Here is a 23,770-nt window from a genome sequence, read left to right as displayed (position 1 = left end):
GCATGTGCGGTGCGTTGATCGAGGGCAGAGGCGAAAGGGGTCCTGCAGTGGGGTGGCGCTCGATCTGAGTCGGCTGCCGGCTATTGTTGGTCTCGCCCCGTGGACGAAGAGTAGGACGAAGGCTAGGATGGCGAAAGCGCTTATTTCACTGAGCGGGTAGATATTTTCGAATTAATCCTTTCAATGAAATCAGGTATGAAGATTATGGATAGCGATTCCATTGAGCGGAATATCGAGCCAGGCGTAGGCAGTGTGTCCAGGCTGTTCGCCGTGTTGCGTGGCTTGTCGGCTGCGCCAGCCGAGGGTGAGCGGGTGATTCAGCTCGCCGAGCGCATCGGCCTGTCGCAACCCACCACCCATCGGCTGTTGCGCGGGCTGGTGGAGGAGGGCATGGTCGAGCAGGATGCCCGCAGCAAGCGCTATCGGCTGAGCCTGGAATTCTTCGCCCTGGCCGCGCGCGCCGGCAACGGCAGCAACCTGCGCGAACTGGCACGGCCCAGCCTGCTGCGGTTGTCGGCGTCTTTAGGTGACTCGCTGTTCCTGCTCGCGCGCAGTGGTTTCGACGCGATCTGCCTGGACCGCAGCGAAGGGCCTTACCCGATTCGGACCTTCACCGGCGACATCGGTGGCCGCGTTGCGCTGGGGGTAGGCCAGGGCAGCCTGGCCATCCTCGCGTTCCTGCCCGAGGATGAGCGCGAAACCGTGATCCACTACAACCTGCCGCGGCTCAGGGACCTGCACCTGTACGACGAAGTGCTGCTGCGTTCGGAGGTCGCCAGCGTGCGCCAGCTCGGTTATGCCGCGCGCAACACCGGCGTGTTGCCTGGCATGGCGGGCCTGGCGGTGCCGATACTCGACCGCGACGGCCATGCGGTCGCAGCCCTCAGCGTCGCCACCATCAGCGACCGGCTCGGCCCCGACCGACTGCCCACGGTGGTCGAGCTGCTCAAGCGCGAGGCCGCCGCCATCGGCCCCCGTCTGAACCCCTTCGACCCGACCCTGCGCCGACCGTCGCAGACTTTCGGCAAGAGCTGAATCCACAGCTCATAGCGCGTGGCCCTGCGCGCGCAAGCGCTTGTACAGGGTATTGCGGCTGACGCCGAGGCGCCGCGCCAGCCGGGAGATGTTGCCGTCGCTGGCCTGCAGCAGCTCACCCAGGTCGCTGACCTTGGCCAGGGTCAGCAGTGGCCGTGCCGGGGCGGATGCCAGCGCGGATGCCTGCTCCGGTTGCAGACCGGCTTCGAGCAGGAAATCCTCAGGCAGATGCTCAAGGCCAATGACGTCCTGATCGGCCAGCACCAGCGCCACCTTGACCACCGCTGCCAGCTGGCGCACGTTGCCCGGCCAGGGATGGACCATGAAGGCCGCCCACACCTCGTCGCTGAAGCCGGCAGTCTGCTGCGCTTCGCGGTGCGCCTCCCACACCTGCTCGATCAGTTCGCGCTTGTCGCTGCGTTCGTTCAGGGTCGGGAGGTGCAAGGTCATGCCCGCCAGGCGGTAGTACAGATCCTCGCGGAACAACCCGGCCTGCACCCGTTGGCGCAGGTCTTCATGGGTCGCGGAAACCAGGCGGATATCGACCGGTATCGGATCGCCGCCCCCCAGCGGCTGGATGCAGCGCTCCTGCAGCACGCGCAACAGCCGCGCCTGGGTGGGCAGCGGCATGTCACCGATCTCGTCGAGGAACAGAATGCCCTTGTCGGCCTTGCGCACCAGGCCGGGGCTGCCCTTGTGGCTGGCGCCGGTGAAGGCGCCACGTTCGTAGCCGAACAGCTCCGACTCGACCAGTTCGGCGGGAATCGCCGCACAATTGACCGCAATCAGTGGGCACGACGCGCGGCTGCTAGCTTGGTGCAAGGCCTTGACCAGCACCTCCTTGCCGGTGCCAGTGTCGCCGCGCAGCAGCAAGGGCACATCCTTCTCCAGCAGGCGCAGCCCTTGTTGCAAGGCCTTGTCCAGGCGCGGGTCGGAACCACGTCGCGCGGCGGGCGGCGCAGGACGCAGGGCGGGCTTCTTGAGCAGGCATTGCAGGCGGCTACGTCCTGGCGGTTGCAGGGCAAAGGTGCGCTCCGGCGGATGGTCGAGCAGAGCCTGGGGCGTCAGTCGGAACAGCTGCTGCAGGGTCAGGCCAGGCAACTCGGCACCCAGCAGGCTGTCGGCGCGACGATTGGCGGCCAGCACGCGACCGCTGTCGTCGAACACCAGCAGCCCGGCCCACTGGCTGTCGAGGTTGTTCACCCCGGTGTTGAAAATCAGCTGGTGATGCCGATCGGCGAACGCCTCCAGGATCAGGCTGTTCTCGACCGTCTGGCTCATCATCTTCACCAGCCCCAGCGTATGCGAAGGCGGCAGGTGGCTGTCACTGGAGACGTCCAATACCGCCACCATCTGCCGCTGGGCATCGAGGATCGGTGAAGCCGAACCGTTCATCAGGCGGTTGGCCAGCAGGAAGTGTTCGTCCGGCTCGACATGCACGGCCTGGCGGCAGGCCAGCGCGGTGCCGATCGGATTGGTCCCGGCGGCCGCTTCCAGCCAGCAGGCACCGGGTGCGTGGCCCAGGTGACCGGCACCCGCGCCGGGTTGCGCACCCCAGGACCTGAGCAGACGGGCCTGCGGGTCGGCCAGGCGGATCAGGCAACGCGAGTTGCCCAGGATGTGTTCGTAATAGGGCAACACTTCGCGGTGGGTGGTGTGCAGCAGGGCCTGGTGACCGTCGAGCATCTGTTGCAGCGCAACGCGCGCCAATGGCTCGAAACGCGGCACGTGGTGATGCTCCAGCCCTGCCTCGCGACAGCGCGCCCAGGAGCGTTGAATGAGTTGATCGTGGGCGAGGGTTGGGTTGGATACGGACATGGTTCAGGTATCCCGGCGCGCGGCCTTGTTGTTTTTGTTCATGCAGTGTTGTTCACGGTTGTTCATTGTCAATGCGCCAGGCGTTCATTTTTGTTCAGGGGCGAACCTGACCTCCGACCCACACCTGTGCCCGAACCGTTTGGCTCGCGCCTGCCGGCATGGCACACGGCAATTGGCACGGTTATCGCTCTTGGTTTGCCAGCAGTCGTACCGACGCAAAGCTGCAACCGCTTCCAATAATAAAAAAGGCGCCGCCATGTCCCTTGTGCTCGAGCAGGTCACTCGTCGTGTGGAAAACCAGTTGTACATCGACAACGCGTCGCTGGTACTGGAACCCGGTTCGTTCAATGTCCTGCTGGGACGCACGCTGTCCGGAAAGACCAGCCTGATGCGGCTGATGGCCGGCCTCGACAAACCCGATCAGGGTCGTGTGTTGATGAACGGCGTGGACGTGACCGGCAAGCCGGTACGCCAGCGCAACGTGTCCATGGTCTACCAGCAGTTCATCAACTACCCGACCATGACCGTCTTCGACAACATTGCCTCACCGCTGCGCCAGGCCGGTATGGCCCGCGAGCAGATCGAAGAGCGGGTACTGCAAACCGCACGCATGTTGCGCATCGAGCCGTTCCTCAAGCGCCATCCACTGGAACTGTCCGGTGGCCAGCAACAGCGCACGGCCATGGCCCGGGCGCTGGTCAAGGATGCCGAGCTGATCCTGTTCGACGAACCCCTGGTCAACCTCGACTACAAGCTGCGCGAAGAACTGCGCTTCGAAATGCGCGAACTGTTCCTGACTCGCCACACCATCGCCGTCTATGCCACCACCGAACCCAACGAAGCCCTGGCATTGGGCGGCACCACCACGATCCTGCACGAAGGGCGGGTGATCCAGAGTGGCAAGACGTCTGAGGTCTATCACCGGCCGGCCAGCGTGCTGGCGGCCGAACTGTTCTCCGAGCCACCGATCAACCTGATCGATGGCCGCATCGGCGGCCAGGAAGTCAGCTTCGCCAATTTCGTTCACTTCGCTCGCAACGTTGATCTGTCCGCCGTCCCTGATGGCGACTACCGCTTCGGCGTGCGCCCCAGCCACATCGGCCTGACGCCGAGCAACGACGATGACCTGGAGCTGGCGGTGACCGTGGAGCTGGCGGAGATCAGTGGTTCGGAGACCTTCCTGCACGTACGCAACGAGTATTTCTCCCTGGTGCTGCACCTGCCGGGGGTCCACGACTACGCCGTGGACGCGGCGATACCGGTGTACATCCCGACCCACAAGCTGTTCGTGTTCCAGCCCGGTGGGCAATTGGTCCAGGCCCCCGGCCTGCGTGTGGCGAGGGCTGCCTGATGGCCGAGATCCGTTTGCAGCACCTGGCGCACAGCTACAGCACGCACCCGTCGGCGCCAGAAGACTATGCGATCCGCGAGATGGATCACATCTGGGAGCAGGGCGGCGCCTATGCCTTGCTCGGCCCGTCCGGCTGTGGCAAATCGACCTTGCTCAACATCATTTCCGGCTTGCTCAGCCCGTCCCACGGGCAGGTGCTGTTCGACGGCAAGGTGGTCAACGACCTACCACCGGAGCAACGCAACATCGCCCAGGTGTTCCAGTTCCCGGTGGTGTACGACACCATGACGGTGTTCGACAACCTGGCCTTTCCCCTGCGCAACCAGGGCAAGTCGCCCGAACAGGTGCAGGCCCGAGTGCAGGAAGTCGCCGAAGTCCTGGACCTGCAGCGACTGCTGCAGCGCAAGGCGCGCAATCTCAGCGCCGATGAGAAACAGAAGGTGTCGATGGGCCGCGGCCTGGTCCGCGATGACGTGTCGGCGATCCTCTTCGACGAGCCGCTGACGGTCATCGACCCGCACCTGAAGTGGAAACTGCGACGCAAGCTCAAGCAGATCCACGAGCAGTTCAACATCACCATGGTCTACGTCACCCACGACCAGCTCGAGGCCTCCACCTTCGCCGACAAGATCGCCGTGATGTACGGCGGTCAGATCGTCCAGTTCGGCACCCCGCGCGAGCTGTTCGAACGACCGGCGCACACCTTCGTCGGCTACTTCATCGGTAGCCCCGGCATGAACCTGGTCGACGTGCTGCCCGAGCGTGGTGGCGTCGGCTTCGGCGGCATTCACGTGCCGTTGTCGGAAGCCTTGCAGGCGCGGATCGCCCAGGGCGGCTGGCAACGCCTGCAGATCGGCATTCGCCCCGAGTTCATCCGCGTCTGGGACGAGAGCTTCGAGGCCGCACTGCACGGCGAACGGGTGCACCTGGAAGACCTGGGTACCTACAAGATCCTGACCCTGGCGCTCGGCGGGCAGACCTTCAAGGTACGTCTGCCCGAGGACCGCGCCGTGCCGGAAGGCACCGTATTCATCAGCTTCCCCGCGCAGTGGCTGATGGTCTACGCCGATGATCGCTTGCTGGAGGTGCACCCATGAACAAGGTCCAGAACAACAAGGCCTGGTGGCTGGTGCTGCCGGTGTTCCTGCTGGTGGCCTTCAGCGCGGTGATCCCGATGATGACCGTGGTCAACTATTCGGTGCAGGACATCTTCGATCAATCCAGCCGCTATTTCGTGGGCGCCGACTGGTATCGCCAGGTCCTGCAGGACCCGCGCCTGCACGACTCGCTGTTGCGCCAGTTCATCTATTCGGCCTGTGTGCTGCTCATCGAAATACCCTTGGGCATCGCCATCGCCCTGACCATGCCGGCCAAGGGCCGCTGGTCGTCGCTGTGCCTGATCGTCATGGCCATCCCCCTGCTGATTCCGTGGAACGTGGTGGGCACCATCTGGCAGATCTTCGGCCGCGCCGACATCGGTCTGCTGGGCTACACGCTCAATGCCATGGGGATCAGCTACAACTATGCCTCCAATACCTTGGATGCCTGGGTCACGGTGCTGATCATGGACGTCTGGCACTGGACCTCGCTGGTGGCACTGCTGTGCTATTCGGGCCTGCGCGCCATTCCCGACGTGTACTACCAGGCCGCGCGCATCGACCGTGCGTCGAACTGGGCGGTATTCCGTCACATCCAGCTACCGAAGATGAAAAGCGTGCTGTTGATCGCGGTGATGCTGCGCTTCATGGACAGCTTCATGATCTACACCGAACCCTTCGTGCTGACCGGCGGCGGGCCGGGCAACGCCACCACGTTCCTCAGCCAGACCCTGACCCAGATGGCCGTGGGGCAGTTCGACCTGGGCCCGGCCGCGGCCTTCTCGCTGGTGTACTTCCTGATCATCCTGCTGGTGTCCTGGCTGTTCTATACGGCCATGACCCACAACGACAAGCAAGGTTGAGGCGGCCATGAACAAGCGCAAACTGATCCCCCTGCTGCTGTACATCCTGTTCCTGCTGGTGCCCATCTATTGGCTGCTGAACATGTCGTTCAAGAGCAACGGCGAAATCCTCGGCGGGCTGACGCTGTTTCCCCATGAGTTCACCCTGGCCAACTACCGGGTCATCTTCACCGACCCGAGCTGGTACACCGGCTACATCAATTCGCTGTACTACGTGAGCCTCAACACGCTCATTTCGCTCAGCGTTGCGCTGCCGGCCGCGTATGCCTTCTCGCGCTACCGCTTTCTGGGCGACAAGCACCTGTTCTTCTGGTTGCTGACCAACCGCATGGCCCCGCCGGCGGTGTTCCTGCTGCCGTTCTTCCAGCTGTATTCCTCCATCGGCCTGTTCGACACCCACATTGCCGTGGCCCTGGCACACTGCCTGTTCAACGTGCCGCTGGCGGTGTGGATCCTGGAAGGCTTCATGTCCGGCGTGCCCAAGGAAATCGATGAAACCGCCTACATCGATGGCTACAGCTTTCCGAAATTCTTCGTGAAGATCTTCATGCCCCTGATCGGCTCGGGGATCGGCGTGACGGCCTTCTTCTGCTTCATGTTCTCGTGGGTCGAGCTGCTGCTGGCGCGCACCCTGACCTCGGTCGACGCCAAGCCGATCGCGGCGGTGATGACCCGTACGGTTTCCGCCTCGGGTATCGACTGGGGCGTGCTGGCCGCAGCCGGCGTGCTCACCATCGTGCCCGGCATGCTGGTGATCTGGTTCGTTCGCAACCATGTGGCCAAGGGCTTCGCCCTGGGCCGCGTATGAGGAGCCTGTGATGGAGTGGATGGCCTGGACTCTACCGACTGCCCTGTTCTTCGGCGCCATTGTGCTGTTGCTCGCCGGCATGACGTTCTACGAACTGCGCGTGCCCTGCACCGAGCGGCGCGGATTTCTGCCGATCGCCACCACCCGTGGCGACCGCTTGTTCATCGGTCTTCTCGGAAGCGCCTACCTGCACCTGCTGGTGATCGGCGTGACCGACTGGAACATCTGGGTCGCCTCGACGCTGTCCCTGGTGTGGTTGCTGGCGGTAATGCGTTGGGGCTGAGCCATGCGGATCTGCGCAGCGCGAAAATTTCAAACAGGAGGTCACTATGTACAAGAACAACAACAAATTGCGACATAGCATTGCCCTGGCGACCGCACTGGCGTGCGCTGGCCTGAGCGCCGCAGCATGGGCGGATGCCTACGAGGACGCGGCGAAGAAATGGGTCGACGCCGAATTCAAGCCGTCCACCCTCACGCCCGAGCAGCAGATGGCGGAGATGCAGTGGTTCATCGAGGCGGCCAAGCCTTTCCGCGGCATGAGCATCAACGTCGTGTCGGAAACGCTGACCACCCACGAATACGAAGCCAAGACCCTGGCCAAGGCGTTCAGCGAAATCACCGGGATCAAGCTCACCCACGACCTGTTGCAGGAAGGCGACGTGGTCGAGAAGCTACAAACGCAGATGCAGTCGGACAAGAACATCTACGACGGCTGGGTCAACGATTCGGACTTGATCGGTACGCATTTTCGCTACGGCAAGAGCGAATCGATCACCGACATGATGGCCAGCCCCGAGGGCAAGAAAGCCACCTCGCCGACCCTGGACTTGAAAGACTTCATCGGTATCTCCTTCACCACCGCACCCGATGGCAAGGTCTATCAGCTGCCTGACCAGCAGTTCGCCAACCTGTACTGGTTCCGCGCCGACTGGTTCGAACGGCCCGAGTTGAAGGCCAAGTTCAAGCAGATCTACGGCTATGAGCTGGGGGTTCCGGTCAACTGGTCCGCCTATGAAGACATCGCCAAGTTCTTCTCCGAAGACGTCAAGGAAATCGACGGCAAGCGCATCTACGGGCACATGGACTACGGCAAGAAAGACCCTTCACTGGGCTGGCGCTTCACCGATGCCTGGTTCTCCATGGCCGGTGGTGGCGACAAGGGCCTTCCCAACGGCTTGCCGGTGGACGAGTGGGGCATTCGCGTGGAGGACTGCCATCCGGTGGGTTCCAGCGTGACCCGTGGCGGCGACACCAACGGCCCGGCCGCCGTGTATGCCACCCAGAAGTACGTCGACTGGATGCGCGCCTACGCACCACCTGAAGCCCAGGGCATGACCTTTTCCGAATCCGGACCGGTACCGGCCCAAGGCAACATCGCCCAGCAGATCTTCTGGTACACCGCGTTCACCGCCGACATGACCAAGCCTGGCTTGCCGGTGATGAATGACGACGGCACGCCCAAGTGGCGCATGGCGCCATCGCCCAAGGGCCCGTACTGGGAGGAGGGGATGAAACTGGGCTATCAGGACACCGGTTCCTGGACCTTCCTCAAGTCCACCCCCGAGAAGCAACGTCTGGCCGCCTGGCTGTATGCGCAGTTCGTGACGTCGAAGACGGTGTCGTTGAAAAAGACCATCGTCGGTCTGACCCCGATTCGCGAATCGGACATCAATTCCCAGGCCATGACCGATCTGGCGCCGAAGCTGGGTGGTCTGGTGGAGTTCTACCGCAGCCCGGCCCGCGTGCAGTGGACCCCGACCGGCACCAACGTGCCTGACTATCCACGTCTGGCGCAGCTGTGGTGGAGCCACATTTCCGAGGCGGCCAGCGGCGAGAAGACCCCGCAGCAGGCGCTCGACGGCCTGGCCAAGGATCAGGACGCGATCATGACCCGCCTGGAACGCAGCAAGGTGCAGCCGGTGTGTGGGCCGAAGATGAACCCCGAGCGCGATGCCCAGTACTGGTTCGACCAACCCGGCGCGCCCAAACCCAAACTGGCCAACGAAAAACCCCAGGGCCAGACCGTGGGCTACGCCGAACTGGTCAAGTCGTGGGAGGATGCAAGGAAATAGCAGCGCTGCGGTGCGTTCGACGAACCGTGGTGCCTGCTTCGCGGCCACGGACCGCTCCTGCGGGGGAATTAACTCATTCCGTAGGAGCGGTCATTGGCCGCGAAAGGGGCTCAGATCACTTGTGCAAGGTCTGTGCTGCATAGAGGGTATTTTCCAGCAGGCAGGCGCGGGTCATCGGACCCACGCCGCCTGGCACCGGCGTGATCCAGCCGGCGCGAGGCAGGGCGGTTTCGTACACGACATCGCCCACCAGCTTGCCATCGGCCTGACGGTTGATGCCCACGTCGATGACGATCGCACCTTCCTTGATCCATTCGCCCTTCACCAACCCCGGCTTGCCGGCAGCGACCACCACCAGGTCGGCGCGGCCTACGTGGCCCGCCAGGTCTTTGGTGAAACGGTGCGTCACGGTCACCGTGCAGCCTGCCAGCAACAGTTCCATGGCCATGGGCCGACCGACGATGTTGGAAGCACCCACCACCACCGCGTCCATCCCGTACAGATCCTGGCCGGTGCTTTCCAGCAGCGCCATGATCCCTTTGGGGGTGCAGGGGCGCAGCAACGGAATGCGCTGGGCCAGGCGACCGACGTTATAAGGATGGAAACCATCGACGTCCTTGTCCGGGCGGATGCGCTCGAGCAGCAACGAGGCATCCAGGTGCTCGGGCAGCGGCAACTGCAACAGGATGCCGTCGATATCGGTATCGGCATTGAGGGTGTCGATCAGCGTCTCCAACTCCAGCTGCGAAGTCGTGCTCGGCAGGTCAAAGGCGCGGGAAACGAATCCGACTTCTTCGCAGTCCTTGCGCTTGTGCGATACATAGACCTGGGAAGCGGGGTCGGTGCCCACCAGAATTACCGCGAGCCCTGGCGTGCGCAGGCCCTGCTGACGACGCTCGGCAACCTGATGAGCGATCTGCTGGCGCAGGTTGGCGGCGATCGCCTTGCCGTCGATAAGTTGTGCAGTCATGACGCGTGATTAACCATCGAAAAGGAATGAAAATGTGCGCGCATTCTCGCATGTCGCACGCCCAGGGCAAAGGCGCTTGCTTCGCGAAACCTCCTAAGCCCTTTAATTAAATGAATTTTTTTGAAAAAAGAGTTGACGGCCCCAAGGCTCGTCTATAACATTCGTCGCACTTGTCGGGCAGGGCCTAGCACTGGTGAAGAAGGTAGGGCATAGCAAGCGGTTTCAAGGCTTGTTTGTCATCACCGACTGAAGCTCTGGATTTGTAATCTGCAAGGACTACAGACTCAAAAGCGCCCGTAGCTCAGCTGGATAGAGCATCCGCCTTCTAAGCGGATGGTCGCAGGTTCGAGTCCTGCCGGGTGCGCCATTAGGCAGCTTTGGCACAAGTAACGCAGTAAACGCAATATGGTGGGCGTAGCTCAGTTGGTAGAGCACAGGATTGTGACTCCTGTTGTCGTGGGTTCGATCCCCATCGTCCACCCCATATTCCGAAAGGCGCCCGATTCTTACCGATCCGGCGCCTTTGCTTTAAAAGCTACACGCGGACGTGGTGGAATTGGTAGACACACTGGATTTAGGTTCCAGCGCCGAAAGGTGTAAGAGTTCGAGTCTCTTCGTCCGCACCATCTTTTAAATCAAGGGGTTACGAGCTTCAACACTGCTCCCCCTTGATGCGCTGGATTTTCAGCGTGACCAAAACGTGAACAACCCTGTTCACGCAAACCATCCAGTACCCTCACTGCATCGCGCACTCGCGCTGGCGCCAAATGCGCATAGCGTTCGGTCATCATGACCGTCGAGTGGCCGAGCAGATCCCTGACTTCCGCCAGCGCAACGCCGGCACTGATCAGATGCGCCGCACAGGTGTGTCGAAGATCGTGAATATTGAAGTCCTTGATCCCCGCCGTTTCACATGCCTTCGCAAAGCCGGTCCTGATCGACACCATCCGCTCGCCGTTGCCGCGAATGAAGACCCAGGGTGACGCCGGCGCCACTTCCGCCCGGAACGCCATGAGCGTCTTGATTGCCGCCAGCGCGCCCTCGTTCAGCGGAATGCTCCGACGCTTTTTCGTCTTGGTGTGCTGGCCTTCCAAGTACAGCAGGCCATTCACCAGGTCGACCCGGCGCCACTCCAGCCCCAGCATTTCCTCTTTCCGGCATCCGGTATTGACTGCCAGGCGGATGAAGCACTCGAGGGCCAAGCCATATCGCTGAATCCTGGCCGCGCGGCAAAGGGCCTCAACCTCAGCCCTGGTCAACCATCGCACGCGTCCTTCTGGCTCCCGCATTGTTCGACCCTTCACAGGGTTGGGCAGGCCCCACTCGTATTCCACATTGCACCAGTTGATCGCCGCGGACAAAGCCGCCAGCTCCCGGTTGATCGTGGCCGCCGAGATACCTGCATCCATCCGCTTGCTGGTGTATTCTCGTACCTGCTGACCGGATAGGTCATTCATCACCACGCCTGTAAAATGGGCGCGCAAAGCTTTTACCCTGTGAGTTGTTGTTTCGTAGCTGCGCTGGTGCTGGCTGGCGTGGCGCAGATACGGAAGCATCACCTCGTTGAACGATCGGGGCGGATTCACGCCCCACTCTTTTTCCTTCCAAGCATTCGCCCGGGCTTGCTGCTCTACGGCTTTCGCCGCCGCGTAGTCGGCAGTGCCAGAAGAGCGTCGAGTTCTTTTTCCATCTGGTTGGGTGATGCAGATCCACCAAAAGGGCGAATCCTCTCGTTTGTAGGGCATTCAGTTTCCTCCTGAACGCCGCCCGCGCTGGGGATACTAGCAGCGGCTGCGGCGTCAATCATCTCTTGCAGTTTCTCGGCGTGGATCCTGACCCCGCGCTTGAGCATGCGCACAGTGGGTATCAGGCGGTCGCGGGCCATGCGGTACGCGGTCGCGCGGCTTACGCCAAGCACCGTTGCCGCTTGCTCTACGGAAATCAGGGACATATGGTGCTCCGTGCCGCGCTTGGCGGCAGAACGTGGCTTATTTGGTGGCTTTCTGGATTGCGGCTCGCGCGTCAAACATGGCGTAGTACAGGCGGTGAAAGATCGCGCAGCTCGGGTCTTCGTGATCGTCACCGCCGTGTTCGAAGATTCCATCAATGCAGCCACTGTAATTGCTGGCGATCTGTTCGCATTCGCCTGCTACCTGAGCGAGCGTCGTCAGCGCTTTCAGCAACTGCTCGCTACTGGCGCGCTCCTCGCGGCCGATATCCCAGAACCGCTGGCCCCAGTGATCCGAGGGCGGCGGGTTCTTGTTCTGGGCACCCATGGCCAAGGCTCCGACAATTGCGTCACACAGGTCGCGCTTGTAGGCATTGTCGCCGTCAATACTCAGAACACGACGCCGTAGGGTTGAGACCACCTCATCGAGCGACGTGGAAGGGCCTTTCAAGACGATGTCCGATTCATGTTGATCGGGCATGTAGATTGCCAGGCAGATTTCTGCCTTGGCCGGGAGGCGCGCGGCGATCTGCTCAAGCGCGTCGTTTGCTGCTTCGTGGAACCGTTGAACTGCTGACATAGGAATACCTCGCCCGCCGGTCACCGGCAGGCTGCATAGATGGGGGGGGAAGGGGTTACTTGGCGATGACGTCGGCGCTTGCGATGAAGCGGCCGAGGATCATGCCCAGAGGAAGTTGCAGGCAGAGCCACACGATGATGCATTGAGCGGCCAGTAGGCTCATTTTTTCCTCGCTTGTGCATACCGCTGCTGGCGCTTCTTGGAGCAGGAGCGGTGGGTGTTTAGTCAAATACTCTAATGTTCGTGTTGCCAATGCGGAAAAGGAGAGGATGGGGTAAGCTTCCGCAATCTCCCAGTCGTGAAAGAGCTATGTATGGAAAATGGACTTATAACGTTGTTTTTTGGGGGGCTAGTAGGAATACCAGGCCTAGCTTTGAAATATCCCGACCGGTTCCATATAATTGCCAAATGGATAAGCTATCCTGCGATAGTAGTCACGATGCTAATTTTAGCGTGGATGGTTCTACTTCCAGAGATTTTTAATGTATTCACGGTTTATATCGAATCTTCAAAGATGTCAGCGGCATTAGAAAAGAAAGAAGCTTTGATGCCTCCATTTTGGGTATTCGCAGAAGCAGCTTTTTTCTGGATTTATCCTATTTTGATAACCGGTTTGGCAAATGCCATGAGGCCTCAGTAAAGCTATGCTGACAACTAGTCACCGCAAAAGCAGTCGATATCTTCGGAGTAGCCAAATGCATCCATCTGGCCTTTGTAGTTCTCTGCGTACCACGCCAAGTGGGAGTACCTAGGTCGATCCATGCGGAACACCTGGTTGAACTTCTCTTCCAGGCCGGACCAGAAGATCACGCGCTCTGGCTCCGCCTGGATGGCCTTGAACAGCTTGTCTTCACCTTTCTTCCAGCACAGGTCGCAGTTGCCCAGGTCGGAATCGATACCCAGGTCGAAGTCTTGCGATTGCCAGAAGTCGGCCACATCTTCTTTGATGATTCCGGCGGTATAGGACGGACAGACGCTTTCCCACCGCGAGCCGCCCTTGGCATTGGCGGCCATCATGCGGTGATATCTGCCAGGTTCGTCCTTGCGGATGCCGACCACGCAATCCCAATTCTCGTATCCCAGCGATCGCATGTGCTTTTCGCCGACTTTGATCTTCAGGTAGGCAGTGCAGGCGTTGTTAGAGAAGTTGGGTAGCCACATTGGCAACCCTTTTTCTTGCTTCCGGTACTGTGCGAAGTAGTCCAGCATCTTCACGAAAGGCTCACCGTTTCGGCTGGCCGTATCGAAGTCCACCAGGCGGTACCACGGGGCGTCCTCGTCCTGGCCATAGACCCGGCACCACTCCATCCAGGTAACGTGCACGCCCCAGCGGTGCGCCATTTCCTCAATAAAAATCAGTGTTTCCTCGCGCTCTTTACCGGTGTTCTGGAAGCAGAGGTGCACGTCTGCCGGCAGCTGGCCGCCGTGGGATTCAAGGATCTTGTAGACCATGTGCCCGGATGTGCGGCCACCGCTGATGCCGATCTGCGCCGGCCCGGTGATGTAGTAGGGGTTCATGGATACTCCAGACAGCCGCCCGCCTGCCGAGGCGTTCAGCGTGATAGGTGTAGGTAGGGGGAGGTTAGGCTGTGATGCGTTCGCCGATAACAGTGGTGGTGAAGGTGACGGCGTATTCGACCTGAAGTTGGAAATCACCGCCGCAAGTGTCGCAGTTCATGTCCTTGTCGCCATAGTCCTCTGTTTCGATGTGGATTACGGTTGCGCAGTGCGGGCACTTGCATTCGTCCTGGGCTCTATAGTCCCACTCGTCGTAGTCGTGTTCCGCGACCTTGGCAAGTGCATCGGCTTTGGCTGCAGCATCCTCACGGTCCTGGCATGGCTTGCAGATGAAGCCGTCAGGATGACCCCACGGTGACTCTGTTAAGAGTGAGCGGTGGGTGCTGCAGCGGATGCATACGTCATGCTTTTCGCACACGCTGTAGCTGTATCGCTCGCCGCTGCCGGTGCATTTGGCACAGCCCGATACCCAGTACCAGGCTCCGTCGATGCGCTCGGCATACAGCCCTTTCTGCGGCGCAGTCAGTTCGACATAGGGCAGGCCATTTCGATGCGGCCTGCCGTGCCAACCGTCGTTCCAGATGCACTTCATGCCGCTTCGGGTGCGCTCTGTCCATTCACCGGGAATCTCCGGGATCAGAATCTTCGTGTCCTTGCTCATGGCAATCTCCATTGCAGGCGCCGCCCTCCGATATCACGGCGAGTGGCAAATTGGGGTTAGGTGAGCTATAGATGGTGGCCGGCGTGGAATCATCCGGCAAAGTTATTGCCTTGTTATAATTCACAATAGGAGCGGTGATGAACAAGCTAGTATTGCTAGGAGCAGGCGCAAGTTATGGTAGCGAGCTAGCTGGCTATCCTACCCCGCCGTTAGGCGATGGTTTGTTCGAAAAACTTGCATCCAGACCAGGCATCGCATCGAAGTTGCCTCGTAAGACAAAAAAACTGTTCAAAAATTTTGAACAGGGCATGGCTGATTTTGCTATCAGCAATAGTGGCGATATACAACAGTTTCAGAGGGAAATGGCGCAGTATCTCGCCGAGTTTTCTCCCAGTCCTAATAGTCTTTTTTGCAGGATTCTTGAAATCTTTGACAGAAAAGAAACAATTTTCGCTTCGTTGAATTATGATCTTTTATTGGAAGAGGCAATGACATCTAGCGGCTATAGTCCTTGCTATGATCTAGATTTGCTGTATAAGCGTATAAGATTGATAAAGCCGCATGGGTCTTCTAATTTCTGGTACGATCTTCCTGGTCATTCATTTCGTAATATCAAAGTCGTAAACTGTGGTACTGCATTAAGCGCTCCAGTTACGCCACGAACTAGAGCCGAATCTCTCGCCCTATGTCAAACGGACGATAGCTTTGCGCCTGCAATGTCACTGTATGCAAAGGGTAAAGAGGTTAAAACCTGTCCAGACTTCGTTATTCAACAACAGGAGTTATTCGCGCAGGCATGTTTAGGTGTCAAAGAGATTTATATTATTGGCGTGAGAGTGGTGCCTGAAGATGCTCATATATGGGGACCATTAATGAAATCACCAGCCAATCTCACCTATTTTGGAAGGGGGACCGATGAGCCTGAATTTATGGCTTGGGTGAAATCCGTTGGGAAAGAAAACTTTTCTTTTGTTCACGGATATTTTGGCGAAGCAGTTGACTATCTAAAAATGAAGCTCTAGCTAAGATTGTCGATAGGTTGCGCACCGTCCGAGTCTTTCGTTGTGATGGGTGAGTTGGTTATGGGGTTACGCGAACAAGGTAAGCTGCTGCTCGGCCTTGGTTCGTTCCTTCTGGCGCAGCTCCTCGGCTGCAAGCTCGTGTTCAATGCGGGCGCGAGCGATCGCCATGTACGCCTGGTCCTGTTCACACCCGATGAACTTGAAGCCTTCTCGCATGGCGGCCTTGCCTGTGCTGCCGCTGCCCATGAACGGATCTAGGGCAATGCCGCCGACCGGGGTCACCAGGCGGAGCAGGTAAGCCATCAGGTCGGTAGGCTTCACCGTTGGGTGATTGTTGCCCTTGGTGTCGGTCAGCGCGACCTTGCGCAGCGTATTGCCCTGCTTGAATTGCGAGCCAGGGTTGTCCAGGCCTTCGTGCCGATCGGCGCGGCTGGTCTTGGCGCAATAGAAAAACCGGGCGGCGCTGCCGTTGTCGTTGTGGAAGGCACCGGCCACACGCTCGCGCATACCGCTGTACTTCACCGGTCCGCTGAAGCCGTTGGCTGTGGGCTCGGTACCCATGACCGGAGCGGCTGCGCCGGCCTCGGCGGGGAACATGGCCACGATCACGTCGCTGCCGTCATGGATCAGGTTGGCAGGCCAGCGGCCCGATGCAGCAGATCCGCCGCCGGCTCGGATGTTGGTAGCGCCCTCGATCGATCGAGTGCCAGCACTGCCGCGATCACCGGAGCAATTCCGATAATAGGCCGCGTCGACCACGCCGATGCGACACGCTTCGATGTTCAGCGCCCCCGTGCCGTGCAGGGCGACATTGGCCGCGACGGTGACCGCGAACGGCTTGCGCGCCATGCAGATTGGTTCGTGCGCAGGCTTCAGCGCAGTGCCCCACCCTTCGTGCTCGCCTTTCAAGTTGTGTGACTTCGGAAAGCCACTGCCGAACACCCACATGATCTGATCGCGGATCTCGAACCCCGCCATTTCGATGCCTACCGCCATGTGGTGGTAGGTGCGGGCCGCGGCGAACGATAGAAGATGCCCGCCAGGCTTGAGCACGCGCAGGCACTCGGTGGCCCATTCGAGCGTGAAAGCCTGGAAAGCGCGCATGCCCGCCGGGGTCAGGTCGTACTTACCTGCCTCGGCCGCCACACTACGGTGCCCACCGGTCGCGCCACATGCAGCGGCGTGCGATGGCATGCTGGCCCGGTAGGCGGCGCGCTCCTCGATGTCGGCGCCGTCCCAGCTCTTGCCCATAAAGCGAATACCGTAGGGCGGGTCGGTCACCACGCTATCGACCGAATTGTCGGCCATGGCGCGCATGGCTTCGAGGCAATCGCCAAGGTGTAGCTCGTAGCTCATGGCAATCTCCATTGCAGGCGCCGCCCTCCGATATCTCGGTGAGTGGCAAATAGGGGTTGGTTTGGGGTATAGATGGCGCACGGCATGTGGCCGGAAATCAAGGACGTTCGGAAATGACTGAAGCAGAAAAAAAAGCGGCTGCCATTGAGCAAGCTGCTGTCGCACTTCTATCGGAAGCGAAAGCTGCAGGGGTGGATCTCACTGAAATCGCCGCTAAGGCCAGAACGGGTATCATTGGAAATGCTATGTACACCTGGGTTTCGGACCACGGAATGAAGGCTGAAGCCGGAAATGCCGTTGATTATCTGATTGGTGCAGTCAAGTAGCCTCAACTGGGCGGATGCTTCGCGCAATTCCTGGCGTCTTGGTAATCAGCTTGAGCTTGACCAAGGCGCCCAGGCGCTCGGCAATGCAGTTCTGGCGAACGCTGGCGCGTTCGGCAAGGTCAGCCAGGGTAGGCGAGTAACCATGCTTCTCGACGTACTGGCGGATGTGCTCGAGCGTTTCGAGCTGGGGTTTACTGGGCTTTCTACTGGCGGGCATCTATGCCTCCGGATTCTGCAAACTCGCGAAGCTGACGCGCGTGTTTTGGTTTGATCTGAAACGATGACGCGTCAGGGCGTTTGAGCATGGATGCGACCAGGTCAGCTGGCGCGGTCGACAGGTTCAGGGCCAGGGTCTGGAACAGCTCTTCGAACTGCTCGAAGCCGTGGTCTACCATCAACTGAGCCAGACGAGCCTCTACACCGGCCGCCACGTCAATGCTGATCTGCTTCACGCCCAGCGCCTCGGACTTCATCTTCTGGCGCTCGCGGTATTCCTTCGAAGCCTGTGCGGCTGACTTCGCCATCGGTTACCCCTTTCTTGATGCCTGATGCTGGAAGAGCGAGCCAGGCGTGCCGGCGACGCTGGTGCACGCGGCGGTTGATCGTTCTTTTCAAAGCCGATGCCCGATCGCGATACCGTTCTCGCGAGCCATCAGCCTGATGCGTTTGTCGCAGGTGCCCATGGCTTCTGCTGCCTCCCTCACGCTGTAACCCTGTTCGGCCAGGTAGCGCAGGGTCGGTGCGTCCTTGTCGCGCTCGGTGCGCAGCTTGGCATGGTGGGTGGCCATGGACTTTCCGCCGATGAGTTCACCTGATACACCGGTGGGCACTACCTCAACCGACTTGCCGGCCGCGAAGAACTGGTCGATCTGGCTCGACAGTCGCTCGATGCTGAGCTGCCGAGGATCCTGCTGCGGCCCGATCACTGCACACCCGCCATGGCCGCCTTGGCGTCGGCGCGTGCTTCCAGTTCCTGGGCGAAGTTCACCGCGGCCTTGTAGGCGAAGCGGAAACCCCGGACCCGGCCGGTGGCCAGCTCAACGATGTGATAGGCCTTCTCTCCCTTGGTGACCACCTGGTAGCGGATTTTCTGCACGGGCGCCTCCTGCCCGATCAGGGCGTACATCTGGTGGGTAGCGAGGTTCATGCGAGCGCGCAGGGCCTGAAGGCCTTCGTTGCGCTCCTGGATACGTGGGTGCATGTCTTTCTCCTTTTCTGAAGGCATTGGTCAGGACCCTTGGGCAGGGTGCTGGCTCATATCGACGGCCAAAGAAAAGCCCGGACATGCCGGGCTTTGCGCTCAAGTGGTACCACCCTACGAGAGCGGTTCGTGCTGCCCTGGGCGGGCGCTGGTTTATCGCTTCATGGGCCCAACCCTCCATCAGTACGCCGCTGGTATGGCAGCGGCACCCGTCAAGCGCAGTATTCGAAGGCCTCGGCCTTGCGCATCACACGCACCTCGGCGGTACGACGCTCCGGCGCGCGGCGGTCGCGGCGCATTGAATGGTCATCAGCCACCGCGTGCATGGTGATGAGCGCGGCGAGCAGGATGCACACCGGTGAAATGATCTGACGCTTCATGGCCTCGGCCACCAGCGCGGCCCGGCGGTGCACACCTAACTTGAACATGGCCACGTCCAGCCGCTTCTTCACCGTGCCCGGCGAGATGCCGAACGCTTTGGCGATTTCCTTGGCCGTCATACCAGCCGCGACGGACATGCAGTACTGCAGCTCTTTGGGCGCCAGGCCTCGTCCGAGGTGGCCTTTCCATTCGCCGCTGATGATGGTTTCCATGATGATTCCTCAGACTTGGTAACTCGTTCGATTTCCCGTCTGGCCCTGTCGCCAAGGCCAGCCAGTGAAATCTGGTTTCTGCTGGCACCGCATAGCGGGTCATTCACTCGGTTCGAGCCTTTTGCTCTAGTCAGCCGTCGAGGTGCGCCTCGCGTTGGTAGCCTTTCGGGGCTATCTGATCTCCGGTCGCCGTAGAGGCGGTGCCGTCTTTGTTCGTGTTGCGCGGATTGTTAAAGAGCTGCTGGTGTTTATTCCAGCCAGCTCAGTAAACACCATGTTTACTTTTGGGTCAACGCTTTTGTTTATATTCGTTTACCGGTCGTGTTTTGCTTTCCTTTGGGCGAAAAAAAACCGGCCTAAGGCCGGTTTGGGATTTGAGCTATGTCACCAGAGAACTGAGGACCAGAAGACCTTGCCTAGAACGGTTATCTCGTTCTTCTCCATCTGATCGGCTGTGTATTCTTCGTCAGGATGGTCCTCACGGTTGAAGCTCCTGATGCGTATCCCACCGCCTGGCAGACGATACAGGGTCTTAACCCTAAGGTGCCCAGCATGATCAATAGCGTACATTTTTCCATCTACGATAGAGGTCGAACCAGTATTGATCCCGACAGTCGACCCATGAGGAAGAACTGGCTCCATGCTGTCGCCTGATACAGTCACACAAACCGCTTCGTCTGGTTGCACGTTTTGGCGGCGTAGAGTGCTTTTACCGAACCGCAGCTTTTGAGTTACCTCAGGCTGCACCGCAGTGACTCCTTGGCCAGCTGATAACTCAACCTCCTTCAAGAAAGGTACATACACCTCATCCTCATCAAGCGGCGTGGTGTCATCCCAGACGCTGAGTGGCTCGCCGATATGATGTTCACCGATCGTAGCGTTTCGGGCAGATTTTTCGGGGAGCCAAGGCGAACCTGCAACGTCGGGCTCACCAACTCCGTGCTCAAGCCACATACGATTCAGCCAGAACAACGCCGTCACCATCGAGATGGCGCTACCCGGCACCCCACGGTTGAACCAGTTATTCAAAGCCTGGGCGCTGATAGACATCATTTCTGCCATTTCTTTAGCAGGAATGCCTCTACGTCGGGCTATTTCTCTTAGGCGGTCGCCTGAATGTGTAGTTTCCATAAACGAATAGTTTACTCGGCTTGCGATGTTTATTAAATAAACGTATCGTTGAGATGTGTTTACTCGCTGAGGCGAAATGTTTATGGCGTCCACCCCGCTTGAACGGGCAATTCTGTCCGCCGGATCCGCAAAGGCTCTCGCGAAGCTACGTGGAGTCACGCCTATGGCTGTTTCCTACTGGAAGATCAGGGGGGTTCCCGCGCGCCATGTACTTCCTATCGAGAAGGCCACAGGCATTTCACGCCACGAGTTGAGACCGGATCTATACCCGCCTGGTGTGGATGGATTATCGGCCTGATGACGCGTTGCCACTAGAGACTTTGTAAGGCTGTAGATTTAACCAGTATAAAAATCGAAAGCAAAAAAAACCGCCTGGCAGGGCGGCTTCTTCAACATCAAAACGTGGGATCGATTATGCACACTCGGATCACCCCCCGCAATACCCCAGATGATTCGTCATTGGCTCAGGATCACCAAACCATGACGCGTCATGTCATGTCATCGCGCGAGATCGCTGAGCTGACTGGCAAGCTTCACAAGAACGTCAAGCGCGACATCGCCACCATGCTCGCCGATCTGAAAAAAGATGCGCTCAGTTTTGAGCGTATCTACCTGGACGCACAAAACCGCAACCAGACCGAGTACCTGCTCGACCGCGAGCATACCGACTGCCTGCTGACCGGTTACAGCGCCGAACTGCGTATGAAGGTGATCCGCCGCTGGCGCGAACTTGAGACTCAGGCTCAGGCGATACCTGCGACCTACGTCGAGGCCTTGCGCCTGGCCGCCGACAAGGCTGAAGAGAACGAACGCCTGCTCGGCGTGATCCAGTTGCAAGCTCCGAAGGTCGCCGCGATCAAGCGCCTGGCTGCGGCCAGCGGTGCTATCTGCATCACCGACGCGGCCAAGCATCTGCAGATCACCCCATCGAAGCTGTTTTCCTGGCTTCAGGCCAACCGCTGGATCTTTCATCGCGGCAGCTCAACTCGCTGGATCGCCTATCAGCCGCGCATCACCGCCGGCCTCATGGTGCACAAGGTCACCCAGCTCAAGCCTGACGCTGAGACCGGTGCCGACCGTGCTGCCTACCAACCCCTCATCACCCCGAAAGGCCTCGCGTGCTTGGCCGAGAAGAATATTGGAGCCTAGCTGTGAGCGTTCAAGCAATGTCCTGGGCACTGTCCCGCCGCGACCTCGGCAAAGACTCGAGCGCGCGCCATGTGCTGCTGTGCCTGGCCAACTATGCCGCCGCCGACGGCCGTGGTGCTTTCCCATCGGCCAAGACCCTGACCGAAGACACTGGCCTGTCCGAGCGCACCGTGCGTTCGAAGCTCGATCTGCTCGAGGTCCAAGGCCTCATCGTTCGTGGCAACCAGGCCTTGGCCGCCGTGTACATCGACCGCCATGACCGCCGCCCGGTGGTCTATGACTTGATGCTCAAGCGGGGTGCAGCAGATGCACCCCGTGAAGAGGGAACGGGGTGCAGCCAGCAACAGAACGGGGTGCAACCTACGACAGAACGGGGTGCAGCCATTGCACCCAATACATCACTTAACCATCAATTAACCGAACAGCAGCAGCCGCACGAGATTTCTGACGTGGTGGCTGAGCAAGACCTGGCCGCCGCAGCAGCGTTGGATGTCTCCGCCGAAGGTCGCCTGCGCTTCTCGATGCACGCTAACTGGGCCGTCAACCACGCCGCCCTGGTTGCCCAGCTCAAGATCATGGGGATCACCACTGCCCTCACCGACGAGAACTTCGGGTCGTTCATGGGCTTCCACATCGCCAAACCTGATATCCGCGACACCGACGGCGGTTGGCATCACCGCCTGGCCAAGTGGATCAAGCGTCAGGCCACCGAAAGCGCCAGCACGGGCGAAGAATCGACCAACTGGGCAGCCAAGGGGGTTCGCCTGTGAACAAGCCAGCTAGCGTCCGCGAACTCATCGCGACTCGCCGTACCGAGCCAGCGTACCAAGCACCTGCCGAGCCCGGGGCCGTCGCAGTGGACCCAGCCACCCAGCGAGTGATCGACGACCTGTTCCTGCGCCTGCGCGGCGCTTGTGGCGCCTGGCGCCAGTCGTGGCCGACTGAGGCTGTTATGAACGCTTCCAAACTGGAATGGCTGGCTGAGTTCATGCGCGCGGGCATCAACCGCATGGAGCAGATCGACCACGGAATGCGCGTCGTGAGCGCAAGCAAGCGGGCGTTCGTGCCCACCCCCGGCGAGTACGTGAGCTGGTGTTTTGCGCCTGAAGGTCTGGGTCTGCCCAGTGTCGAGAAGGCCTATGCCCAAGGCCTGCTCAACTGCCATCCAGCCGTGCGCGCCGATGCCAAGTGGATGCACCCGGCCGTCTACCACGCCACGGCCGCCGCCGGTTTCCATAGCCTGCCGCTGCTCACGCGCGAACTGGGCATGGCCTCGTTCGAAAAGCACTACCTGGAGCAGTGCCGGAAGATCTGGAAAGGCGAGCAACTGGGTGCTGTCCCGGTGGCGGAGCTCGCCGCGCCGGCCGCGCCGCGCAACCCAGAGGTGGCCCGTGCTGCCCTGGCAAACCTTCGTTCGAAAGTATCGGGAGCACGCCCATGAGCATCCGCCAGACCAAATTGACCAAGGCCGCCCGCGGCCGTGACTGCCAGGTGCGTGTGCCCGGCGTGTGTAACGGCAACCCTGAAACCACCGTGCTGGCGCACTACCGCCTGGCAGGTACCAGCGGCATGGGCTGCAAGCCGAACGACTTCCAAGGCGCCTGGGCGTGCTCGGCCTGTCACAACTACGTCGACGAACGCGGCTCAAGTCGTCGCCGTGACGATCGAGAGGAATCCCGCCTGCTCCACGCTGAGGGAGTCATGCGCACCCAGGACATTCTGATCCGTGAAGGGAAGGTGGCTTCGTGAAGACTGCAGAGCTGAAGCTGTTCAAGCCCAAAGCGGTGCGCGCCAAGCCTGGCGACCGCGAGGGCCAGGAGCAGGCCGCCCTGATGCGCGAGATCGAGCTGCGTCATCCCGATGCGTTCGCGCTGATCTACCACGTTCCTAACGGCGGCCACCGGCACAAGGCTGTCGCCGCCAAGCTGAAAGGGCAGGGCGTGAAGGCTGGGGTGCCGGACCTAGTCCTGCCCATAGCGCGCGGTGGTTTCTTCGGTCTGTACATCGAGTTCAAGGCCACCGTCGATCCCGCGCCCGTCTCGGCAAGTCAGCACGCCTACATTGGTCGCCTCAACCTGCAGGGTTATCTCGCCATCGTCTGCCGCGGGCACTTCGATGCCATGGAGCAGCTGCGGGCTTACCTGATGCTCCCACCGACGAGGCCTGCAGCATGAGCAAGACCCGCGCGGTGAAACTTTCCGATGCCGAGATCCGCCGCCAGGCCTCCGACCTCTCGGTGCGGGACCTGCGCGACCCCCGGCACCCTGG

30 protein-coding genes and 3 tRNA genes are annotated in these 23,770 nt (G+C 60.3%); 19 read left to right on the top strand and 14 right to left on the bottom strand.

The window, feature by feature from the left end:
- Positions 1 to 204 precede the first annotated feature (204 nt).
- Positions 205 to 1,035: an IclR family transcriptional regulator gene (locus B2V21_RS04365; RefSeq protein ID WP_056843933.1), complete on the top strand. Its 831-nt coding sequence runs from the start codon at positions 205 to 207 to the stop codon at positions 1,033 to 1,035.
- A 9-nt stretch (positions 1,036 to 1,044) separates the two neighbouring features.
- Here B2V21_RS04365 and B2V21_RS04360 read toward each other — a convergent pair whose 3' ends face one another.
- The gene (locus B2V21_RS04360; protein ID WP_286916125.1) at positions 1,045 to 2,853 is read right to left on the bottom strand and encodes a sigma-54-dependent Fis family transcriptional regulator; all 1,809 of its coding nucleotides are present in this window, start codon (positions 2,851 to 2,853) and stop codon (positions 1,045 to 1,047) included.
- A 256-nt stretch (positions 2,854 to 3,109) separates the two neighbouring features.
- On the opposite strand from B2V21_RS04360, the gene B2V21_RS04355 reads away from it, so the two are divergent.
- From B2V21_RS04355 to B2V21_RS04330, 6 genes are read left to right on the top strand one after another with little or no spacing between them, the layout of a single operon-like run.
- Complete coding sequence (locus B2V21_RS04355; protein ID WP_049858859.1) at positions 3,110 to 4,204, top strand: ABC transporter ATP-binding protein; 1,095 nt, start codon at positions 3,110 to 3,112, stop codon at positions 4,202 to 4,204.
- On the top strand, positions 4,204 to 5,301 hold the full coding sequence (locus B2V21_RS04350; protein WP_049858858.1) for an ABC transporter ATP-binding protein: 1,098 nt from the start codon (positions 4,204 to 4,206) through the stop codon (positions 5,299 to 5,301). The genes B2V21_RS04355 and B2V21_RS04350 overlap by 1 nt, the downstream gene beginning before the upstream one ends.
- On the top strand, positions 5,298 to 6,164 hold the full coding sequence (locus tag B2V21_RS04345) for a carbohydrate ABC transporter permease (RefSeq protein ID WP_049858857.1): 867 nt from the start codon (positions 5,298 to 5,300) through the stop codon (positions 6,162 to 6,164). The genes B2V21_RS04350 and B2V21_RS04345 overlap by 4 nt, the downstream gene beginning before the upstream one ends.
- A gap of 7 nt (positions 6,165 to 6,171) precedes the next feature.
- On the top strand, positions 6,172 to 6,972 hold the full coding sequence (locus B2V21_RS04340; RefSeq protein WP_049858856.1) for a carbohydrate ABC transporter permease: 801 nt from the start codon (positions 6,172 to 6,174) through the stop codon (positions 6,970 to 6,972).
- Positions 6,973 to 6,982: 10 nt separating this feature from the next.
- Positions 6,983 to 7,255 (top strand): DUF2160 domain-containing protein, encoded by a 273-nt coding sequence (locus tag B2V21_RS04335; RefSeq protein ID WP_286916124.1) that lies wholly within the window; start codon positions 6,983 to 6,985, stop codon positions 7,253 to 7,255.
- Between the two features lie 46 nt (positions 7,256 to 7,301).
- Positions 7,302 to 9,047 (top strand): ABC transporter substrate-binding protein, encoded by a 1,746-nt coding sequence (locus tag B2V21_RS04330; protein WP_286916123.1) that lies wholly within the window; start codon positions 7,302 to 7,304, stop codon positions 9,045 to 9,047.
- 115 nt (positions 9,048 to 9,162) lie between these two features.
- Here B2V21_RS04330 and folD read toward each other — a convergent pair whose 3' ends face one another.
- Positions 9,163 to 10,017, bottom strand: a complete 855-nt coding sequence (gene folD, locus B2V21_RS04325; RefSeq protein ID WP_282347608.1) for a bifunctional methylenetetrahydrofolate dehydrogenase/methenyltetrahydrofolate cyclohydrolase FolD — start codon at positions 10,015 to 10,017, stop codon at positions 9,163 to 9,165.
- Positions 10,018 to 10,307: 290 nt separating this feature from the next.
- Here folD and B2V21_RS04320 point away from each other — a divergent pair.
- The 3 genes from B2V21_RS04320 (at position 10,308) to B2V21_RS04310 (ending at position 10,643) form a co-directional block, all read left to right on the top strand.
- Positions 10,308 to 10,384, top strand: a tRNA-Arg gene (locus B2V21_RS04320).
- Positions 10,385 to 10,425: 41 nt separating this feature from the next.
- Positions 10,426 to 10,501 (top strand) — tRNA-His (locus B2V21_RS04315).
- A gap of 57 nt (positions 10,502 to 10,558) precedes the next feature.
- Positions 10,559 to 10,643 (top strand) — tRNA-Leu (locus B2V21_RS04310).
- A gap of 9 nt (positions 10,644 to 10,652) precedes the next feature.
- On the opposite strand, the gene B2V21_RS04305 is transcribed toward B2V21_RS04310, so the two are convergent.
- From B2V21_RS04305 to B2V21_RS04300, 3 genes are read right to left on the bottom strand one after another with little or no spacing between them, the layout of a single operon-like run.
- Positions 10,653 to 11,762, bottom strand: coding sequence for a tyrosine-type recombinase/integrase (locus B2V21_RS04305; RefSeq protein ID WP_286916122.1), 1,110 nt, complete (start codon positions 11,760 to 11,762; stop codon positions 10,653 to 10,655).
- Complete coding sequence (locus B2V21_RS21555; protein ID WP_376787035.1) at positions 11,648 to 11,968, bottom strand: helix-turn-helix domain-containing protein; 321 nt, start codon at positions 11,966 to 11,968, stop codon at positions 11,648 to 11,650. The genes B2V21_RS04305 and B2V21_RS21555 overlap by 115 nt, the downstream gene beginning before the upstream one ends.
- A 37-nt stretch (positions 11,969 to 12,005) precedes the next feature.
- The gene (locus B2V21_RS04300; RefSeq protein WP_286916121.1) at positions 12,006 to 12,545 is read right to left on the bottom strand and encodes a hypothetical protein; all 540 of its coding nucleotides are present in this window, start codon (positions 12,543 to 12,545) and stop codon (positions 12,006 to 12,008) included.
- A 313-nt stretch (positions 12,546 to 12,858) separates the two neighbouring features.
- Between B2V21_RS04300 and B2V21_RS04295 the strand changes: the two genes are divergently transcribed.
- Entirely contained in the window at positions 12,859 to 13,185 is a 327-nt protein-coding gene (locus B2V21_RS04295; protein ID WP_286916120.1) for a hypothetical protein, read from the top strand.
- 14 nt (positions 13,186 to 13,199) lie between these two features.
- Here the strand turns inward: B2V21_RS04295 and B2V21_RS04290 are convergent, their stop codons facing one another.
- Positions 13,200 to 14,063 carry a hypothetical protein gene (locus B2V21_RS04290; protein WP_286916119.1) on the bottom strand — a complete coding sequence of 288 codons (864 nt, stop codon included), beginning with the start codon at positions 14,061 to 14,063 and terminating at the stop codon, positions 13,200 to 13,202.
- A 64-nt stretch (positions 14,064 to 14,127) separates the two neighbouring features.
- Complete coding sequence (locus B2V21_RS04285; RefSeq protein ID WP_286916118.1) at positions 14,128 to 14,736, bottom strand: hypothetical protein; 609 nt, start codon at positions 14,734 to 14,736, stop codon at positions 14,128 to 14,130.
- Between the two features lie 125 nt (positions 14,737 to 14,861).
- On the opposite strand from B2V21_RS04285, the gene B2V21_RS04280 reads away from it, so the two are divergent.
- Positions 14,862 to 15,746, top strand: coding sequence for a hypothetical protein (locus tag B2V21_RS04280; protein WP_286916117.1), 885 nt, complete (start codon positions 14,862 to 14,864; stop codon positions 15,744 to 15,746).
- A 66-nt stretch (positions 15,747 to 15,812) separates the two neighbouring features.
- On the opposite strand, the gene B2V21_RS04275 is transcribed toward B2V21_RS04280, so the two are convergent.
- Positions 15,813 to 17,102, bottom strand: coding sequence for a DNA-methyltransferase (locus B2V21_RS04275; RefSeq protein ID WP_286916116.1), 1,290 nt, complete (start codon positions 17,100 to 17,102; stop codon positions 15,813 to 15,815).
- 113 nt (positions 17,103 to 17,215) lie between these two features.
- On the opposite strand from B2V21_RS04275, the gene B2V21_RS04270 reads away from it, so the two are divergent.
- A complete protein-coding gene (locus tag B2V21_RS04270) occupies positions 17,216 to 17,428 on the top strand; it encodes a hypothetical protein (RefSeq protein WP_286916115.1) in 213 nt (70 codons plus the stop codon).
- On the opposite strand, the gene B2V21_RS04265 is transcribed toward B2V21_RS04270, so the two are convergent.
- The 6 genes from B2V21_RS04265 to B2V21_RS04240 all read right to left on the bottom strand — a co-directional run bounded on the left by B2V21_RS04265 (position 17,421) and on the right by B2V21_RS04240 (position 20,275).
- A complete protein-coding gene (locus B2V21_RS04265) occupies positions 17,421 to 17,645 on the bottom strand; it encodes a LexA family protein (RefSeq protein WP_286916114.1) in 225 nt (74 codons plus the stop codon). The two genes, B2V21_RS04270 and B2V21_RS04265, sit on opposite strands and share 8 nt — an antisense overlap.
- Complete coding sequence (locus B2V21_RS04260) at positions 17,632 to 17,952, bottom strand: hypothetical protein (RefSeq protein WP_286916113.1); 321 nt, start codon at positions 17,950 to 17,952, stop codon at positions 17,632 to 17,634. Before B2V21_RS04260 ends, B2V21_RS04265 begins: the two co-directional genes overlap by 14 nt.
- Before the next feature lie 87 nt (positions 17,953 to 18,039).
- Positions 18,040 to 18,354 carry a hypothetical protein gene (locus tag B2V21_RS04255; RefSeq protein WP_286916112.1) on the bottom strand — a complete coding sequence of 105 codons (315 nt, stop codon included), beginning with the start codon at positions 18,352 to 18,354 and terminating at the stop codon, positions 18,040 to 18,042.
- Positions 18,351 to 18,629, bottom strand: coding sequence for a hypothetical protein (locus tag B2V21_RS04250; RefSeq protein ID WP_185793078.1), 279 nt, complete (start codon positions 18,627 to 18,629; stop codon positions 18,351 to 18,353). Before B2V21_RS04250 ends, B2V21_RS04255 begins: the two co-directional genes overlap by 4 nt.
- Before the next feature lie 212 nt (positions 18,630 to 18,841).
- On the bottom strand, positions 18,842 to 19,222 hold the full coding sequence (locus tag B2V21_RS04245; protein ID WP_286916111.1) for a response regulator transcription factor: 381 nt from the start codon (positions 19,220 to 19,222) through the stop codon (positions 18,842 to 18,844).
- 384 nt (positions 19,223 to 19,606) lie between these two features.
- Entirely contained in the window at positions 19,607 to 20,275 is a 669-nt protein-coding gene (locus tag B2V21_RS04240; RefSeq protein WP_286916110.1) for a S24 family peptidase, read from the bottom strand.
- A gap of 154 nt (positions 20,276 to 20,429) precedes the next feature.
- Here B2V21_RS04240 and B2V21_RS04235 point away from each other — a divergent pair, with 154 nt between their 5' ends.
- The 6 genes from B2V21_RS04235 (at position 20,430) to B2V21_RS04210 (ending at position 23,676) form a co-directional block, all read left to right on the top strand.
- Positions 20,430 to 20,651, top strand: a complete 222-nt coding sequence (locus tag B2V21_RS04235; protein WP_313659195.1) for a transcriptional regulator — start codon at positions 20,430 to 20,432, stop codon at positions 20,649 to 20,651.
- Positions 20,652 to 20,848: 197 nt separating this feature from the next.
- Positions 20,849 to 21,502, top strand: a complete 654-nt coding sequence (locus B2V21_RS04230; RefSeq protein ID WP_286916135.1) for a phage regulatory protein/antirepressor Ant — start codon at positions 20,849 to 20,851, stop codon at positions 21,500 to 21,502.
- A gap of 2 nt (positions 21,503 to 21,504) precedes the next feature.
- The gene (locus B2V21_RS04225) at positions 21,505 to 22,272 is read left to right on the top strand and encodes a DnaT-like ssDNA-binding domain-containing protein (protein WP_286916108.1); all 768 of its coding nucleotides are present in this window, start codon (positions 21,505 to 21,507) and stop codon (positions 22,270 to 22,272) included.
- Positions 22,269 to 22,943 carry a replication protein P gene (locus B2V21_RS04220; RefSeq protein ID WP_286916107.1) on the top strand — a complete coding sequence of 225 codons (675 nt, stop codon included), beginning with the start codon at positions 22,269 to 22,271 and terminating at the stop codon, positions 22,941 to 22,943. Before B2V21_RS04225 ends, B2V21_RS04220 begins: the two co-directional genes overlap by 4 nt.
- Positions 22,944 to 22,945: 2 nt before the next feature.
- Complete coding sequence (locus B2V21_RS04215; RefSeq protein WP_286916134.1) at positions 22,946 to 23,251, top strand: DUF1364 domain-containing protein; 306 nt, start codon at positions 22,946 to 22,948, stop codon at positions 23,249 to 23,251.
- The gene (locus tag B2V21_RS04210) at positions 23,248 to 23,676 is read left to right on the top strand and encodes a VRR-NUC domain-containing protein (RefSeq protein ID WP_286916106.1); all 429 of its coding nucleotides are present in this window, start codon (positions 23,248 to 23,250) and stop codon (positions 23,674 to 23,676) included. Before B2V21_RS04215 ends, B2V21_RS04210 begins: the two co-directional genes overlap by 4 nt.
- Positions 23,677 to 23,770 lie beyond the last annotated feature (94 nt).

Source organism: Pseudomonas sp. UBA6276 (genome assembly GCF_002438365.1).
Classification (GTDB): Bacteria; Pseudomonadota; Gammaproteobacteria; order Pseudomonadales; family Pseudomonadaceae; genus Aquipseudomonas; species Aquipseudomonas coleopterorum.
The sequence above is the reverse complement of the archived record's forward strand: the minus strand, read 5'-3'. Positions and strand labels throughout refer to the sequence as shown.

Bases quoted from the DNA above. Each gene is read 5' to 3' on its own strand.
- B2V21_RS21555 (WP_376787035.1), bottom strand. From the start codon at position 11,968: ATGTCCCTGATTTCCGTAGAGCAAGCGGCAACGGTGCTTGGCGTAAGC.
- B2V21_RS04300 (WP_286916121.1), bottom strand. From the start codon at position 12,545: ATGTCAGCAGTTCAACGGTTCCACGAAGCAGCAAACGACGCGCTTGAG.
- B2V21_RS04290 (WP_286916119.1), bottom strand. From the start codon at position 14,063: ATGAACCCCTACTACATCACCGGGCCGGCGCAGATCGGCATCAGCGGT.
- folD (WP_282347608.1), bottom strand. From the start codon at position 10,017: ATGACTGCACAACTTATCGACGGCAAGGCGATCGCCGCCAACCTGCGC.
- B2V21_RS04250 (WP_185793078.1), bottom strand. From the start codon at position 18,629: ATGCACCCACGTATCCAGGAGCGCAACGAAGGCCTTCAGGCCCTGCGC.
- B2V21_RS04345 (WP_049858857.1), top strand. From the start codon at position 5,298: ATGAACAAGGTCCAGAACAACAAGGCCTGGTGGCTGGTGCTGCCGGTG.
- B2V21_RS04350 (WP_049858858.1), top strand. From the start codon at position 4,204: ATGGCCGAGATCCGTTTGCAGCACCTGGCGCACAGCTACAGCACGCAC.
- B2V21_RS04355 (WP_049858859.1), top strand. From the start codon at position 3,110: ATGTCCCTTGTGCTCGAGCAGGTCACTCGTCGTGTGGAAAACCAGTTG.
- B2V21_RS04240 (WP_286916110.1), bottom strand. From the start codon at position 20,275: ATGATGTCTATCAGCGCCCAGGCTTTGAATAACTGGTTCAACCGTGGG.
- B2V21_RS04285 (WP_286916118.1), bottom strand. From the start codon at position 14,736: ATGGAGATTGCCATGAGCAAGGACACGAAGATTCTGATCCCGGAGATT.
- B2V21_RS04365 (WP_056843933.1), top strand. From the start codon at position 205: ATGGATAGCGATTCCATTGAGCGGAATATCGAGCCAGGCGTAGGCAGT.
- B2V21_RS04235 (WP_313659195.1), top strand. From the start codon at position 20,430: ATGTTTATGGCGTCCACCCCGCTTGAACGGGCAATTCTGTCCGCCGGA.
- B2V21_RS04230 (WP_286916135.1), top strand. From the start codon at position 20,849: ATGTCATCGCGCGAGATCGCTGAGCTGACTGGCAAGCTTCACAAGAAC.
- B2V21_RS04280 (WP_286916117.1), top strand. From the start codon at position 14,862: ATGAACAAGCTAGTATTGCTAGGAGCAGGCGCAAGTTATGGTAGCGAG.
- B2V21_RS04335 (WP_286916124.1), top strand. From the start codon at position 6,983: ATGGAGTGGATGGCCTGGACTCTACCGACTGCCCTGTTCTTCGGCGCC.
- B2V21_RS04270 (WP_286916115.1), top strand. From the start codon at position 17,216: ATGACTGAAGCAGAAAAAAAAGCGGCTGCCATTGAGCAAGCTGCTGTC.
- B2V21_RS04330 (WP_286916123.1), top strand. From the start codon at position 7,302: ATGTACAAGAACAACAACAAATTGCGACATAGCATTGCCCTGGCGACC.
- B2V21_RS04295 (WP_286916120.1), top strand. From the start codon at position 12,859: ATGGAAAATGGACTTATAACGTTGTTTTTTGGGGGGCTAGTAGGAATA.
- B2V21_RS04260 (WP_286916113.1), bottom strand. From the start codon at position 17,952: ATGGCGAAGTCAGCCGCACAGGCTTCGAAGGAATACCGCGAGCGCCAG.
- B2V21_RS04275 (WP_286916116.1), bottom strand. From the start codon at position 17,102: ATGAGCTACGAGCTACACCTTGGCGATTGCCTCGAAGCCATGCGCGCC.
- B2V21_RS04360 (WP_286916125.1), bottom strand. From the start codon at position 2,853: ATGTCCGTATCCAACCCAACCCTCGCCCACGATCAACTCATTCAACGC.
- B2V21_RS04245 (WP_286916111.1), bottom strand. From the start codon at position 19,222: ATGGAAACCATCATCAGCGGCGAATGGAAAGGCCACCTCGGACGAGGC.
- B2V21_RS04265 (WP_286916114.1), bottom strand. From the start codon at position 17,645: ATGCCCGCCAGTAGAAAGCCCAGTAAACCCCAGCTCGAAACGCTCGAG.
- B2V21_RS04305 (WP_286916122.1), bottom strand. From the start codon at position 11,762: ATGCCCTACAAACGAGAGGATTCGCCCTTTTGGTGGATCTGCATCACC.
- B2V21_RS04340 (WP_049858856.1), top strand. From the start codon at position 6,172: ATGAACAAGCGCAAACTGATCCCCCTGCTGCTGTACATCCTGTTCCTG.